Source organism: Micrococcus sp. 63XJN7_8_ISO-PGPR-S23-253 (assembly GCF_056173425.1).
In genome coordinates this window covers 849,956-863,370 of the sequence record NZ_CM149673.1, presented here as the reverse complement: position 1 = coordinate 863,370, position 13,415 = coordinate 849,956, and the positions used below count along the sequence as shown (strand labels likewise).

At 70.0% G+C, this 13,415-nt stretch carries 8 protein-coding genes and 2 rRNA genes; all 10 read right to left on the bottom strand.

All coding sequences use genetic code 11. The annotated features are described in order from the left end of the window. Positions 1 to 55 precede the first annotated feature (55 nt). The 10 genes from AC0VX4_RS04045 to AC0VX4_RS04000 all read right to left on the bottom strand — a co-directional run bounded on the left by AC0VX4_RS04045 (position 56) and on the right by AC0VX4_RS04000 (position 13,036). Positions 56 to 1,765 (bottom strand): CTP synthase, encoded by a 1,710-nt coding sequence (locus AC0VX4_RS04045; RefSeq protein ID WP_406906610.1) that lies wholly within the window; start codon positions 1,763 to 1,765, stop codon positions 56 to 58. 9 nt (positions 1,766 to 1,774) lie between these two features. After that, the gene (gene xerD, locus AC0VX4_RS04040; protein WP_475464621.1) at positions 1,775 to 2,791 is read right to left on the bottom strand and encodes a site-specific tyrosine recombinase XerD; all 1,017 of its coding nucleotides are present in this window, start codon (positions 2,789 to 2,791) and stop codon (positions 1,775 to 1,777) included. Further along, positions 2,788 to 3,495, bottom strand: a complete 708-nt coding sequence (locus AC0VX4_RS04035; RefSeq protein WP_041102685.1) for an NUDIX domain-containing protein — start codon at positions 3,493 to 3,495, stop codon at positions 2,788 to 2,790. The genes xerD and AC0VX4_RS04035 overlap by 4 nt, the downstream gene beginning before the upstream one ends. Positions 3,496 to 3,536: 41 nt before the next feature. Continuing rightward, the gene (gene recN / locus AC0VX4_RS04030) at positions 3,537 to 5,279 is read right to left on the bottom strand and encodes a DNA repair protein RecN (RefSeq protein WP_475464620.1); all 1,743 of its coding nucleotides are present in this window, start codon (positions 5,277 to 5,279) and stop codon (positions 3,537 to 3,539) included. Further along, a complete protein-coding gene (locus tag AC0VX4_RS04025) occupies positions 5,276 to 6,364 on the bottom strand; it encodes an NAD kinase (RefSeq protein ID WP_475464619.1) in 1,089 nt (362 codons plus the stop codon). Before AC0VX4_RS04025 ends, recN begins: the two co-directional genes overlap by 4 nt. 113 nt (positions 6,365 to 6,477) lie before the next feature. Next, entirely contained in the window at positions 6,478 to 7,320 is an 843-nt protein-coding gene (locus AC0VX4_RS04020; protein ID WP_475464618.1) for a TlyA family RNA methyltransferase, read from the bottom strand. After that, positions 7,313 to 8,143: an HAD-IIA family hydrolase gene (locus AC0VX4_RS04015; protein ID WP_475464617.1), complete on the bottom strand. Its 831-nt coding sequence runs from the start codon at positions 8,141 to 8,143 to the stop codon at positions 7,313 to 7,315. Before AC0VX4_RS04015 ends, AC0VX4_RS04020 begins: the two co-directional genes overlap by 8 nt. Next, positions 8,140 to 9,042, bottom strand: a complete 903-nt coding sequence (locus tag AC0VX4_RS04010) for a hypothetical protein (RefSeq protein WP_475464616.1) — start codon at positions 9,040 to 9,042, stop codon at positions 8,140 to 8,142. The genes AC0VX4_RS04015 and AC0VX4_RS04010 overlap by 4 nt, the downstream gene beginning before the upstream one ends. Before the next feature lie 595 nt (positions 9,043 to 9,637). Then, positions 9,638 to 9,754, bottom strand: a 5S ribosomal RNA gene (gene rrf, locus AC0VX4_RS04005). Positions 9,755 to 9,944: 190 nt separating this feature from the next. Continuing rightward, positions 9,945 to 13,036, bottom strand: a 23S ribosomal RNA gene (locus AC0VX4_RS04000). Positions 13,037 to 13,415: the final 379 nt, after the last annotated feature.

The following is a 13,415-nucleotide window of genomic DNA, read 5'->3' as shown; positions in this document are numbered from 1 at the left end:
CGGGTGCGGCGACGGCGTGTCGTGACCACTCTGTGTCGGGCCGGTCGGCAGCCCCTCAGCGTCGGGCCGCCGCGTCGGCGCGGCGGGCCAGGCCGGCGGCGACGAGGCCGGCGAACAGCGGGTGCGGGCGGGTCGGCCGGGAGGAGAACTCCGGGTGGGCCTGCGTGGACACGTAGTACGGGTGCACGTCCCGGGGCAGCTCCACGAACTCCACAAGGGCGCCGTCCGGGGAGGTGCCGCAGATCGCGAGGCCGGCCTCCTCGAGGCGGTCGCGGTAGGCGTTGTTCACCTCGTAGCGGTGGCGGTGGCGCTCGGTCACCTCGGTGGTGCCGTACGCCTCGGCCACCACGGAGCCCGGGCGCAGGGTCGCGGGGAAGGCGCCCAGGCGCATGGTGCCGCCGAGGTCCCCCTCGCCGGCCACGATCTGCTCCTGCTCGGCCATGGTGGCGATCACGGGCGAGGCGGTCTCCGGGTCGAACTCGGTGGAGTCCGCGTCCTCCAGGCCGAGGACGTTGCGGGCGTACTCGATGACCATGGACTGCAGGCCCAGGCACAGACCCAGCGTCGGGATCCGCTGCTCGCGGGCGTGCCGCAGCGCGCCGAGCTTGCCCTCGAGCCCGCGCACGCCGAAGCCGCCGGGCACACACACGGCGTCGACGTCCGCGAGCGCCGCCGCCGCGCCCTCAGGGGTGGCGCACTCGTCCGCGGCCACCCAGCGGATGCCCACCTTGGCCCGGTGGGCGAAGCCACCGGCGCGCAGCGCCTCGGTGACGGACAGGTAGGCGTCCGGCAGGTCCACGTACTTGCCCACGAGCCCCACGGTGAGCTCATGCTCCGGGTGGTGCACGGCGTCCATGAGCGCGTCCCAGGCGGTCCAGTCCACGTCCTTGAACTTCAGGTCCAGGGACTGCACCACATGGGCGTCGAGGCCCTGGTCGTGGATGACGCGGGGGATGTCGTAGATGGAGGGAGCGTCGGCGCAGTTGACGACGGCGTCCTGCGGGACGTCGCACATGCGGGCAATCTTGCCGCGGACGTCGTCGGGGACGGCCCGGTCCGAGCGCAGCACGATCGCGTCCGGCTGGATGCCGATCGAGCGCAGGGCGGCCACGGAGTGCTGGGTGGGCTTGGTCTTGAGCTCCTGCGAGGGGCCGATGTACGGCACGAGGGAGACGTGCAGGAAGAAGACGTCGTCGCGGCCGACGTCCTGGCGGACCTGGCGGGCGGCCTCGAGGAAGGGCTGCGACTCGATGTCGCCGACGGTGCCGCCGATCTCCGTGATGATCACGTCCGGGGCGGGGCGGTCGCCGCGGGGCTCCGCGGGCAGGCGCATCCGGCGGCAGATCTCGTCGGTGATGTGAGGGATGACCTGGACGGTGTCCCCGAGGTACTCGCCGCGGCGCTCGCGGGCGATCACGGTGGAGTACACCTGGCCGGTGGTCACGTTGTCCAGGCCGTCGAGGTCCTCGTCGAGGAAGCGCTCGTAGTGGCCGATGTCCAGGTCCGTCTCGGCGCCGTCCTCGGTAACGAACACCTCGCCGTGCTGGAACGGGTTCATGGTGCCCGGGTCCACGTTGAGGTAGGGGTCGAGCTTCTGCATCACCACCCTGAGCCCGCGCGCCTTGAGCAGGTGGCCGAGCGAGGAGGCCGTGAGCCCCTTGCCGAGGGAGGAGGCGACACCGCCGGTCACGAACACGTGACGGGTGACGCGCGTGGACGTCTGAGTACGAGAAGTTCGTTTCACCACGGATCTCGAGCGTATCAGGTGCGGGGCTCAGCGCGCGCGCGGATGCGCGGCGGCGTAGACCTCGCGCAGGGAGTCCACGGTGACGAGGGTGTACACCTGCGTGGTGGTCACGGACGCGTGCCCGAGCAGCTCCTGGACCACGCGGACGTCCGCGCCGCCGGCCAGCAGGTGCGTGGCGAAGCAGTGGCGCAGGGTGTGGGGCGAGACGTCCGCCTCGAGGCCGGCGCGCTCGGCCGCCCGCTTCAGCACGGCCCATGCGGACTGCCGGGAGAGCCGGCCCCCGCGGGCGTTGACGAACAGGGCGGGCGTGGAGCGTGTGACTCCCGTCATGATCGTGGGCCGTCCCCGCACCAGCCATGCGTCGAGCGCGGCGGCCGCGTAGGAGCCGATCGGCACCACGCGCTCCTTGGACCCCTTGCCGAACAGGCGGACCACGGGCTGGCCGCCGTCGTCCCCGGTCTGCGCGAGCCCCACCACGTCGTCGACGTCGAGGCCGACCACCTCGGAGATGCGGGCGCCGGTGCCGTAGAGGAACTCGAGCAGCGCGCGGTCCCGCAGTCCGGCGGGGGTGTCGACGGGCACGGCCTCCAGCAGCGCCGCCACCTGCTCCACGGGGAGCGCCTTCGGCAGGCGGTCGCCCGGCTTCGGCGGGTGGACGTCGCGGGCGGGGTCGGCGGGCGTGAGTCCCTCGAGGGCCCAGAACCGGTGCAGGCCGCGCACGGCCGCGAGCACGCGGGCCGCCGAGCGGACCGCGAGGGGCCGCCCGCCGTCCTCGCCGGTGCCCAGCGCCCGCAGGAAGCCGGAGACGTGGCCGGGGTCGACGTCGGCGGGGGCGCGCACCCCGTGGGCTTCGAGCCAGCGGCGGTAGCGCTCGAGGTCGCGGCGGTAGGCGGCCAGCGTGTTCGCGGCGAGGCCCCGCTCGACGGCCAGGTGCTCCAGGTGGCGGCGGAACGGGGCCGCGAGCGCGGACTCCGCGCCCCGGCCCCCACGGCTCCCACGGGCCTCGGCCTCGCCGCTCCCCCGGGCGGCCGGGTCGGTGCTCACGCGGGCCAGTCCGCCCCGGGGCCGTGGCGGTCGGGGACGAACGGCGCGTCCACGGGACGCAGGCGTCGCCAGCCCTGGGCCCGGTGGGCGCCCAGGGCCAGCACGGCGACGACGGTGGACGGGTTGTGCACCCGGCCGTCCAGGACGGCGTCGGTCACCTCGTCGAGGCCGACCCACACGAGCGGCATGGCCGCCTCCTCGTCCTGCCGGGTGTGCCGCTCGCCGTCGGGGATCTCTTCGATCTGACGGGCCAGGAACACGCGGATCGCCTCGCTGGAGCCGCCCGGGGTCGTGTAGTAGTCGACGAGGGTGTGCCACTCGCGGGCGCGCAGGTCGGCCTCCTCGGCCAGCTCACGGACGGCGACCTGGTGGAGGTCCTCCCCGTCCACGTCCCGCAGGCCCGCCGGGATCTCCCACAGCTCCATGCCCACGGGGTGGCGGTACTGGCGGACGAGGGCCACCTGCTCGCGGGGGCCGGTGGTGGTGAGCTTGGTGCGGACCGCGAGGATCGCCACGGCGCCCGGGTGCACCATCAGCTCCCGGGTCAGCGGATCCCGGGACTTGTCCGCCGGGTCCAGGCGGAACGACTCCCGGGCGATGTCCCACACTCGGCCCTCGTAGACGGTCTTCGACTTCTTCACCGGGCGGGGGACGTGCAGGTCGCGCAGGGGCGAGCGTCCCGCGGACGCGGGGATCTCAGGCATGGGGCGATCCTTTCATGTCGGGGCGGCGTCCGCGGACCGGGTCAGCCGCGTTCGCGGGCGGAGGACTCGAGCAGCTCCCGGGCGTGCTCGCGGGCCGCCGCGGAGTCCCCGTGCCCGGCGAGCATGCGGGCGAGCTCCTCGACCCGTTCGTCAGCCGTCAGGGTCACGACGTCGGAGGTGGTCACACCCGCGGTCGGGTCCGAGTTCTTCTCCACCCGCACGTGCCGGTCCGCGTAGGCGGCGACCTGGGGCAGGTGCGTCACGGCGATGACCTGCACGTGGCGGGCGAGCCGGGCCAGGCGTGCCCCGATCCGCACGGCGGCCTCACCGCCCACGCCGGCGTCGACCTCGTCGAACACGAAGGTGGGCACCGGGTCCGTGGCCGCCAGGACCACCTCGAGGGCGAGCATCACGCGGGAGAGCTCGCCGCCGGAGGCGCCGCGGCCCAGGGGCCGGGGCTCGACGCCCGCGTGGGGGCGCAGGGCGAGCGTGACGTCCTCAGCGCCGTACGGGCCGAGACCGTCCCCGGCGACCGGCGTCAGCCCCACGTGGAACGAGGCGTCCGGCATGAACAGGGCGTGCAGCTCCTCGGTCACCGCGGTCTCGAGCCGCTCGGCGGCCGCGGTGCGCAGGGCGGTCAGGGCCGCGGCACGCTCGCGCAGCGCGGCGTCCAGCCGGTCGACCTCCGCTTCGAGCTCCTCGAGGCGGCCGGAGTCGCCCTGCAGCTCGTCCAGGCGCGGACGCTGGGTCCGGGCCCAGTCGATCACGTCGGCGAGCTCCGGCCCGTAGAGCCGCTGCAGTCGTGTGAGCTCGGCCAGCCGCGACTGGGCCGCGTCGAGGTCGGAGGCCGCGTCGGCGTCCAGGTCAGCGGTGTAGCGGGCCAGGTCGCCGGCGATGTCCGTGAGCACGACGGCGGCCTCGGCCAGGCGCGCGGCCGCGGCGGCGAGCTCGGGGTCGTCGCCGGGGGCGGCGAGCACGGCCTGCCGCGCCCCCTCCACGAGGCTGACGGCGCCGGGGGTCTCGTCCATCGCGTCCACGTCGGGGCCGGCCAGCCGGGCGTGCGCCTCCCCCGAGGCGGCACGCAGCTCCTCGACGTCCTCGAGCCGGCGGATGAGAGCCCGCAGCTCCTCGTCCTCCCCCTCCTGCGGGTCGGCGAGGTCGATCTCCTCGAGCGAGCGCTGGAGCGCCTCGGCCTCGCGGGCCCGCTCCTGGCGGTGGGTGGTGAGCTCCTCGCGCTCCCGACGCGCGGCGGCCCAGGCGGCGTGGTCGGCGCGGTAGGCCCGCAGGGCCGCGGCGAGCTCGGCGCCGCCGAACGCATCGAGGGCGTGCCGCTGGGCGTCGGCGCCCTGGAGGCGGACCTGGTCGTTCTGCCCGTGCACGGCCACGAGCGTGGCCCCGATCTCGGCGAGCAGGCCCACGGGCACGGAACGGCCGCCGGCCGCGGCGCGGGAGCGTGTGCCCTCCCCCGATGCCGTGACGCTGCGGCTGAGGACCAGGTCGCGGGTGCCGTCGTCGCCCTCGTCCACGACCGCGCCGGCATCCTGAGCCAGGCGGAGCGCCGCGTGGTCCGCGGCCACGCGCACGCCGGCGTCCACGACCGCACGGGACGAGCCCCGGCGGACCGCGCCCGCGTCGGCGCGAGCACCGAGCAGCAGGCCCAGGGCGGTGACCACCATGGTCTTGCCGGCGCCGGTCTCACCGGTGACGACGGTGAAGCCGGGGTCCAGGTCCACGGTGGCCTCGCCGATCACCCCGAGCCCCGAGATCCTCAGATGGTCGATCATGCGTCCTCCCCGGGGTGACGCGACCCGCGGTCGCGGTGGCGCTGGATGTCCGCGGGCGAGAGCACCGACAGCGGCATGGTGGCCGGTTCGACGACGTCGGGACGCGGCCCCGCGTGCCGCGGCTCGACGGTCTCCACCGCACGGAGCACGCCCGCCCGCTCCTGGGCGGTGACGGGGCCGCGCCAGCCGTCCGTGGGCAGCCGGAACTTGCGCACGAGCCGCTCCGCGAAGGGCGTCGGGTTGAGACGGGCCAGACGCACCGGCTCCGCCGAACGGGACACCTCGATCCGGGCCTGCGGCGGCAGTTCCACGGTCCGCCGGCCGTCACACCACAGCACACCGGTCTCGCGGGTCCGGGTGAGCACGTCCACGCCGATCGTGGAGCGCGGACCCACCACGAAGGGGCGGGTGAACAAGGCGTGGGCGCTGATGGGCACGCACAGCAGGGCCTCCACCGAGGGCCACACCACGGGGCCCCCGCCGGAGAAGGCGTAGGCCGTGGAGCCGGTGGGGGTGGCCAGGACGACGCCGTCGCAGCCGAAGGCCGTCAGCGGCGAGTTGTCCACGGAGACGACCACCTCGAGCATCCGCTCCCGGTGGGACTTCTCCACGGAGGCCTCGTTGAGGGCCCACGTGCGGGCCACCTCGCGGCCCTCCACGTGCACGACGACGTCCAGGGCCATGCGCTCGATCACCACGTAGGACTCCGAGGCGATCGCCTGGACGGTGCGGTGCAGGTCGGTGCGCTCGGACTCGGCGAGGAAGCCGACGTGGCCCAGGTTCACCGCCAGCAGCGGCACGTTGTGGCCGCGGACGAAGTCGGCCGCCCGCAGCACCGAGCCGTCGCCGCCGAGGACGAGGCCGAGGGTGATGTCCTCGAGCTCGCAGTCGACCCCGAGGGCCTCCGGCGCGAACTCCGGGGGGTCCCCCGCGGCCGCGCGGATGGCGGCCACGTCCTGTTCGAGCATGACGCTGACCAGGCCCTCCTCCGCGAACATGCGGGTGGCCTGCAGCGCCGCGCTGATGGCGTCCTCGCGGCCCGTGTGGGTCAGGACGAGGACGCGACGTCCGGGGGTGTAGGGCATGGTTCCTTCCGCGAGCCGGGGTGCCGGGCACTGCGATCCAGGATAGCCACGAGACCGGACGCGCGAACCGGTGGCCCCGCGCCCGTGGACGGGCGGCGCCCCCCGGACGCGGGTCAGGACCAGTCGATGTGGGCGCCCCGGACCCACCCGGCGGCGCGCTCGCCGGCGTCCGGGGCCGGGCTCGTCCCGCCGGCCGGATCGTCGGCCGTGGTGGCGTCGGGACGGCGGAGCCGCAGGAAGAACTCGGCGTTCCCGTCCTGCCCGGCCAGGCCGGATCGGGCGAGGCCGCGCGGGGCGAGGCCGGCCCCCAGCGCGGCCGCGGCCACCCCCACGACGGCGTCGCGGCGAGCGTCGGGATCGGTGACGACGCCGGAGCGCGGCAGGGCGCGCCGCCCGACTTCGAACTGGGGCTTGACCATGAGCAGCAGCTCGGCGCCGGGTCGGCACACGCCCGCGAGCGGGGCGAGGACGAGGCGCAGCGAGATGAAGGACAGGTCGGAGACCACCAGGTCCACCGGACCGTCGATGTCCTCGGCCGTGAGGTCGCGGACGTTGAGCCCCTCGCGCACGAGGACGCGGGGGTCGGCCCGGACGGCCGGGGCCAGCTGGTCGTGGCCCACGTCGACGGCGGCCACCCGTTCGGCGCCCCGCTCGAGGAGGACCTGGGTGAAGCCGCCGGTGGAGGCCCCGGCGTCGAGCGCCCGGCGGCCGGCCACGCCCACGTCCGGGAACGCCTCCAGCGCGCTGACGAGCTTGTGGGCCGCACGGGAGACGTACCGCGGGCCCGGGTCGCGCAGGCGCAGCGTGGCGTCGGCGGCCACGCGGTCGGAGGGCCGGCGCACCGGGCGGCCGTCGAGGAGGACCTGTCCCGCGCGGATGAGCGCCGCGCCCTCCGTGCGGGAGCGGGCCAGGCCCCGGGCGGCCAGGGCGACGTCGGCGCGTGCGGTCTCAGCCACGCCGTGGGTCCGCAGAGGCCTCGGCCCCGCCGGCGAGCAGAGCGGGCAGGTGCGCACGGACCCACGTGGGCCGGTCCGGCCCGGGGGCGGCGGCCGCGGTCTCGCGCGTGTCGATGCCGGTCAGGACGAGCACCGTGTCGAACCCCGCCGCGTTGCCGCCGCGGATGTCCGTGTCCAGGCGGTCGCCGACCACGAGGGGACGGGCCAGGCCGAGGGCCTCGGCCGCCGTCCGGAACAGTCGTGGCTCGGGCTTGCCCGCCGCGACGGGCGCGGTGCCGGTAGCCCGGCCCACCGCCTCGACGAGGGCCCCGTTGCCGGGGGCGATCCCCTCCGCGCGCGGGATCGAGGCGTCCAGGTTGGTGGCGACCCAGGTGGCCCCGGCGCGCACGGCGTACGCCGCCTCCGCCAGATCGGCCCAGCCGAGACCGGGGTCGAAGCCCTGGATCACCGCGTCGGGACGTTGCGCCGCGGACGCGACCACCTCGTAGCCCCGCTCCTCGACCACGGCGCGCAGATACGCCGAGCCGACCACGAGCACCCGACCGGTGCGGCGGCCGAGCGTCTCCTCGAGCAGATCGACGCCCGCCGGTGCGGAGCCGAAGACCTGCCCCGCCTGCGCGGGCACCCCGAGCGTGCGGAGATGCTCGGCCACGGACTCTGGCGCGCGGGAGGCGTTGTTCGTCACGAACCCGACCGGCACGCCCCGTTCCTGCAACGTCGACAGCGTCTGGACCGCCCCGGCGATCGCGCCGCCTCCGGCGTAGACGACGCCGTCCAGGTCGCAGAGCAGCCCGTCATGGCCGTCGAAGAACGTGGTGCTCACCGCTCGTCTGCCTCCGGGGCCTCGAGGGCGTCGAACAGCGACAGCTGGTTCGGGTCGACCTCGTCCGGCGCGTCGACGGCGGCCGGCGGCTCCGTCGCGGTCTCCGGCCGGGGCGCCTCGGTCGGCTTCGTGGCGGTCTCCGGCTCCTCGGCCGGGGAGCCGTCCGCCGTCGGCTCCGCACCGGCCTCGGCCGCATACCGCTCGTGGCGCCGTTCGCGGGGGGACGGGCGGCGGTCCCGGGGGTCCTCAACCGGCTCGGTGTCCACGTCGATGATCTCCGGGTCCGCGAACCCGCCCACGCCGAGGGCCTTCTCCGCGACGCGCACGGCACGCGCCCAGAGCCGAGCCTCCTCGCGGCGCCCCAGGGCGAGCAGCACGTCGGCCTGGCGCTGGAACAGCCGGGGAGAGAAGGGGTAGCCGCGCCGCCGGTCCAGTTCCGGGATCTGCAGGGCCTCATGGGCGCCCTGGAGGTCGCCGGCGTCCTCGCGGATGCCGGAGACGACCATGGCCAGCTCGGCGCGCGCCGCCCGGTCCAGACGCGTGGCATCCACCTCGGCGGCCAGCTGCAGGGCCTTCTCCGTGCGGCCGAGGGCACGCTCGCTGTCCACCTGCGCGGCGATGTGGGTGTCGTCGCCCGTCATGCGCCGGTAGGTGCGGAACTCGCGCAGCGCGTCGGCGTACTCCCCCGCCGCGTAGGCGGTGAGCGCGACGGCCTCGCGCACGCGTGACAGGCGGCCGCCCTTGCGGGACGCGGCGAGGGCGTGCTGGAACGCCAGCGCCGGGTCGACGTCCAGGTAGCGACCGGCCATCACGAGGTGCTTGGCGACCCAGCTGGCAGGACGCTCGTCGAGGCCGTTGATCTCCTTGAGCGTGCCCCGGTCGAGCTCCTGGCCCGTCACGTCCGGGTCGATGTCCGGAGAGCGCTCCTGGTCCGCACGATTCGCCGCTCGGAGATCACCGGGATTGTGGGCGGGTCGTTCGGCGCGGTCCTCGCGACGAGGGCCCGTCGGCGCACCGCGGCGCTCGGAGGTCGGGCGGAAGCGACGCCGCGCGCCGTCGCGGCCGAACTCCTCGCGACGCGGGCCACGGTCACCGGCCCCGTCCTGACGACGCGGGCCGTCTGCGGAGCCACGACGACGGTCCTCGTGAGGCCCGCCGGAGCGGCGCCGGTCACCGGCACCGCTGCGAGGACGTCCGTCGCGGTCAGCACCACGACGCCGGCCGTCACCGCCACCACGGGGCCCGCGGCCCTCGGATCCACGGTCCTCGCGGCGCTCTCGGGGGGTGTCCTCAGCCATGGTGTCCTTCCTGGGCGTCACGCCGCGATGATCCGCGGGAACGCAGTCTCTGTTCCTCATGCGCCGGCCTCGAGGCCGGGTCCTCAGGGGACCAGGCTAGTGCCCGGAGCCTGTGGCGGACCGTCCTCTCGGGGAAACAGTCCAGAAATGCGGGAAGGGCCTCGCACCAACAGTGCGAGGCCCTCCCTCAAAGAATGTCCGGCGGCGACCTACTCTCCCACAACCTCCCGGCTGCAGTACCATCGGCGCTGTGGGCCTTAGCTTCCGGGTTCGGAATGGAACCGGGCGTTTCCCCCACGCTATGACCGCCGTAACCCTAACCCCACACCACCACCCTCAACACGGGCAACAGCAGGGAAACCTACGGGTCACACAACAGTGACACTATTCAACTGAAACACCCCAACCACCCACCAACAGTGGACAGCCGGTTGCAATCAGACAACCGCACAGTGGACGCGAACACCAACCCATCACCTTGAAGCAAGCAATGGGATAAGAGTGTGTGTAAGTCATCGGCCTATTAGTACTGGTCAGCTTCACGAGTCTTCAGTCCTCGCTTCCACATCCAGCCTATCAACCCAGTGTTCTAGCTGGGGGCCTCACACCCTCAAAGGGGCAAGGAAATCTCATCTCGAAGCCGGCTTCCCGCTTAGATGCTTTCAGCGGTTATCCATCCCGAACGTAGCTAATCAGCCATGCACCTGGCGGTACAACTGACATACCAGAGGTTCGTCCGTCCCGGTCCTCTCGTACTAAGGACAGACCTTCTCAAATTTCCAACGCGCGCAGAGGATAGGGACCGAACTGTCTCACGACGTTCTGAACCCAGCTCGCGTACCGCTTTAATGGGCGAACAGCCCAACCCTTGGGACCTACTCCAGCCCCAGGATGCGACGAGCCGACATCGAGGTGCCAAACCATGCCGTCGATATGGACTCTTGGGCAAGATCAGCCTGTTATCCCCGAGGTACCTTTTATCCGTTGAGCGACGGCCGTTCCACAACGAGCCGCCGGATCACTAGTCCCGACTTTCGTCCCTGCTCGAGCTGCCACTCTCACAGTCAAGCTCCCTTGTGCACTTGCACTCGACACCTGATTGCCAACCAGGCTGAGGGAACCTTTGGGCGCCTCCGTTACATTTTGGGAGGCAACCGCCCCAGTTAAACTACCCATCAGGCACTGTCCCTGACCCGGATCACGGGCCGAAGTTAGATATCCAGAGTGACCAGAGTGGTATTTCAACGATGACTCCACGAACACTGGCGTGCCCGCTTCACAGTCTCCCACCTATCCTACACAAGCCACACCGAACACCAATACCAAACTATAGTAAAGGTCACGGGGTCTTTCCGTCCTTCTGCGCGTAACGAGCATCTTTACTCGTAATGCAATTTCGCCGAGTTCATGGTTGAGACAGCGGGGAAGTCGTTACTCCATTCGTGCAGGTCGGAACTTACCCGACAAGGAATTTCGCTACCTTAGGATGGTTATAGTTACCACCGCCGTTTACTGGGGCTTAAGTTCTCCGCTTCGCCGAAGCTAACAGGTCCCCTTAACCTTCCAGCACCGGGCAGGAGTCAGTCCATATACATCGTCTTACGACTTCGCATGGACCTGTGTTTTTGATAAACAGTCGCTTCCCCCTGGTCTCTGCGGCCCCGATCCCCTCACACCAGCACGTGGTGCTCAAGGTTGGGGCCCCCCTTCTCCCGAAGTTACGGGGGCATTTTGCCGAGTTCCTTAACCATGATTCTCTCGATCGCCTTAGTATTCTCTACCTGACCACCTGTGTCGGTTTAGGGTACGGGCAGTTTGAACCTCGCGCCGATGCTTTTCTTGGCAGCATAGGATCACCGGATCACCCACCACGTGGGCGCCCATCAGGTCTCAGGCATACAGCCGGCGGATTTACCTACCGGCAGCCCTACACCCTTAGACCAGGTCATTTCCATTGCCCGGCCCGGCTACCTTCCTGCGTCACACCTGTTAATGCGCTTGCCTCCCCGGTTCAGGTCCCGCGCTCCCCATCACCGTCCCCGTCAAAGACGAGGATCGGGATGGTTCGGGCGGTTAGTATCACCGGCTCAGCATGGGCGGTTCTTCACTGGTACGGGAATATCAACCCGTTGTCCATCGACTACGCCTGTCGGCCTCGCCTTAGGTCCCGACTTACCCAGGGCAGATTAGCTTGACCCTGGAACCCTTAGTCATCCGGCGGACGGGTTTCTCACCCGTCTTTCGCTACTCATGCCTGCATTCTCACTCGTCCACAATCCACCAGAAGTTACCCGCTGGCTTCACCTCGTGAACGACGCTCCCCTACCCATCCAGCAAAACTGAATGCCACGGTTTCGGCGGTGTACTTGAGCCCCGCTACATTGTCGGCGCGGAATCACTTGACCAGTGAGCTATTACGCACTCTTTCAAGGGTGGCTGCTTCTAAGCCAACCTCCTGGTTGTCTCAGCAACTCCACATCCTTTCCCACTTAGCACACGCTTAGGGGCCTTAACCGGTGGTCTGGGCTGTTTCCCTCTCGACTATGAAGCTTATCCCCCACAGTCTCACTGCCACGCTCTCACTTCCCGGCATTCGGAGTTTGGCTGAAGTCAGTAACCTTGTAGGGCCCATCGTCCATCCAGTAGCTCTACCTCCGGGAAGAAACACGTGACGCTGCACCTAAATGCATTTCGGGGAGAACCAGCTATCACGGAGTTTGATTGGCCTTTCACCCCTACCCACAGCTCATCCCCTCCATTTTCAACTGAAGTGGGTTCGGTCCTCCACGCGCTCTTACACGCGCTTCAACCTGGCCATGGGTAGATCACTCCGCTTCGGGTCTAGGACACGCGACTCAAACGCCCTATTCAGACTCGCTTTCGCTACGGCTTCCCCACACGGGTTAACCTCGCCACGTATCACTAACTCGCAGGCTCATTCTTCAAAAGGCACGCTGTCACCCCACAAGGAGGCTCCAACGGTTTGTAGGCACATGGTTTCAGGTACTATTTCACTCCCCTCCCGGGGTACTTTTCACCATTCCCTCACGGTACTGATCCGCTATCGGTCAACAGGTAGTATTCAGGCTTACCAGGTGGTCCTGGCAGATTCACACGGGATTCCTCGGGCCCCGTGCTACTCGGGCGACCCTCCAACAGCGGCGGAACACATTTCGACTACGGGACTCTCACCCTCTACGGTCCAGCATCCACACTGGTTCGTCTATATGCCCGCACCTCACTGCGCCATGCCGGCAGACATGACAAGGAGGGGCCCACAACACCGCACATGCAACCCCTGCCGGGTATCACACACATACGGTTTAGCCCCATCCGCGTTCGCTCGCCACTACTAACGGAATCACTTTTGTTTTCTCTTCCTGTGGGTACTGAGATGTTTCACTTCCCCACGTTCCCTCCACCCGGTCTATGTGTTCAACCGGGGGTCACACGACACGTCGTGCGGGGTTTCCCCATTCGGAAATCCTGGTCTCAACGTCCGGTTATCGACTCCACCAGGCTTATCGCAGATTCCCACGTCCTTCTTCGGCTCCTGTTGCCAAGGCATCCACCATGCGCCCTTGGAAACTTTCACACACAATGAAAGTCCTCAAATGAGCAATATCTAACTAAGATGTCATTCTCGGCATCACCACACCTCACACACCACCCCAGGGGGGAACAGTGCGATCAACGATGCAGCAACAAAAAATAAGATGCTCGCGTCCACTATGCAGTTCTCAAACAACAACCCACACCCCATCCACCAACCCACCAGGCCAGCTTCACAAGGCACGGAGACCAGAAACAACAACCCCAACCCCAAGGTCAGGGTGCCTGCTGTTCCAGGACCCAACAGTGTGCCAACACCAGCTCGCAGCCACCAACACCACCCATTCCAACCACACCCGCAAAGGCATGACGTACTCGAGCACTGCCGGCACCACCACTGGCACCATTCATTGATGTTCCAC

Excerpts from the sequence above, each read along its gene's own strand:
- recN (WP_475464620.1), bottom strand. The coding sequence starts at position 5,279 with ATGATCGACCATCTGAGGATCTCGGGGCTCGGGGTGATCGGCGAGGCC.
- AC0VX4_RS04035 (WP_041102685.1), bottom strand. The coding sequence starts at position 3,495 with ATGCCTGAGATCCCCGCGTCCGCGGGACGCTCGCCCCTGCGCGACCTG.
- AC0VX4_RS04025 (WP_475464619.1), bottom strand. The coding sequence starts at position 6,364 with ATGCCCTACACCCCCGGACGTCGCGTCCTCGTCCTGACCCACACGGGC.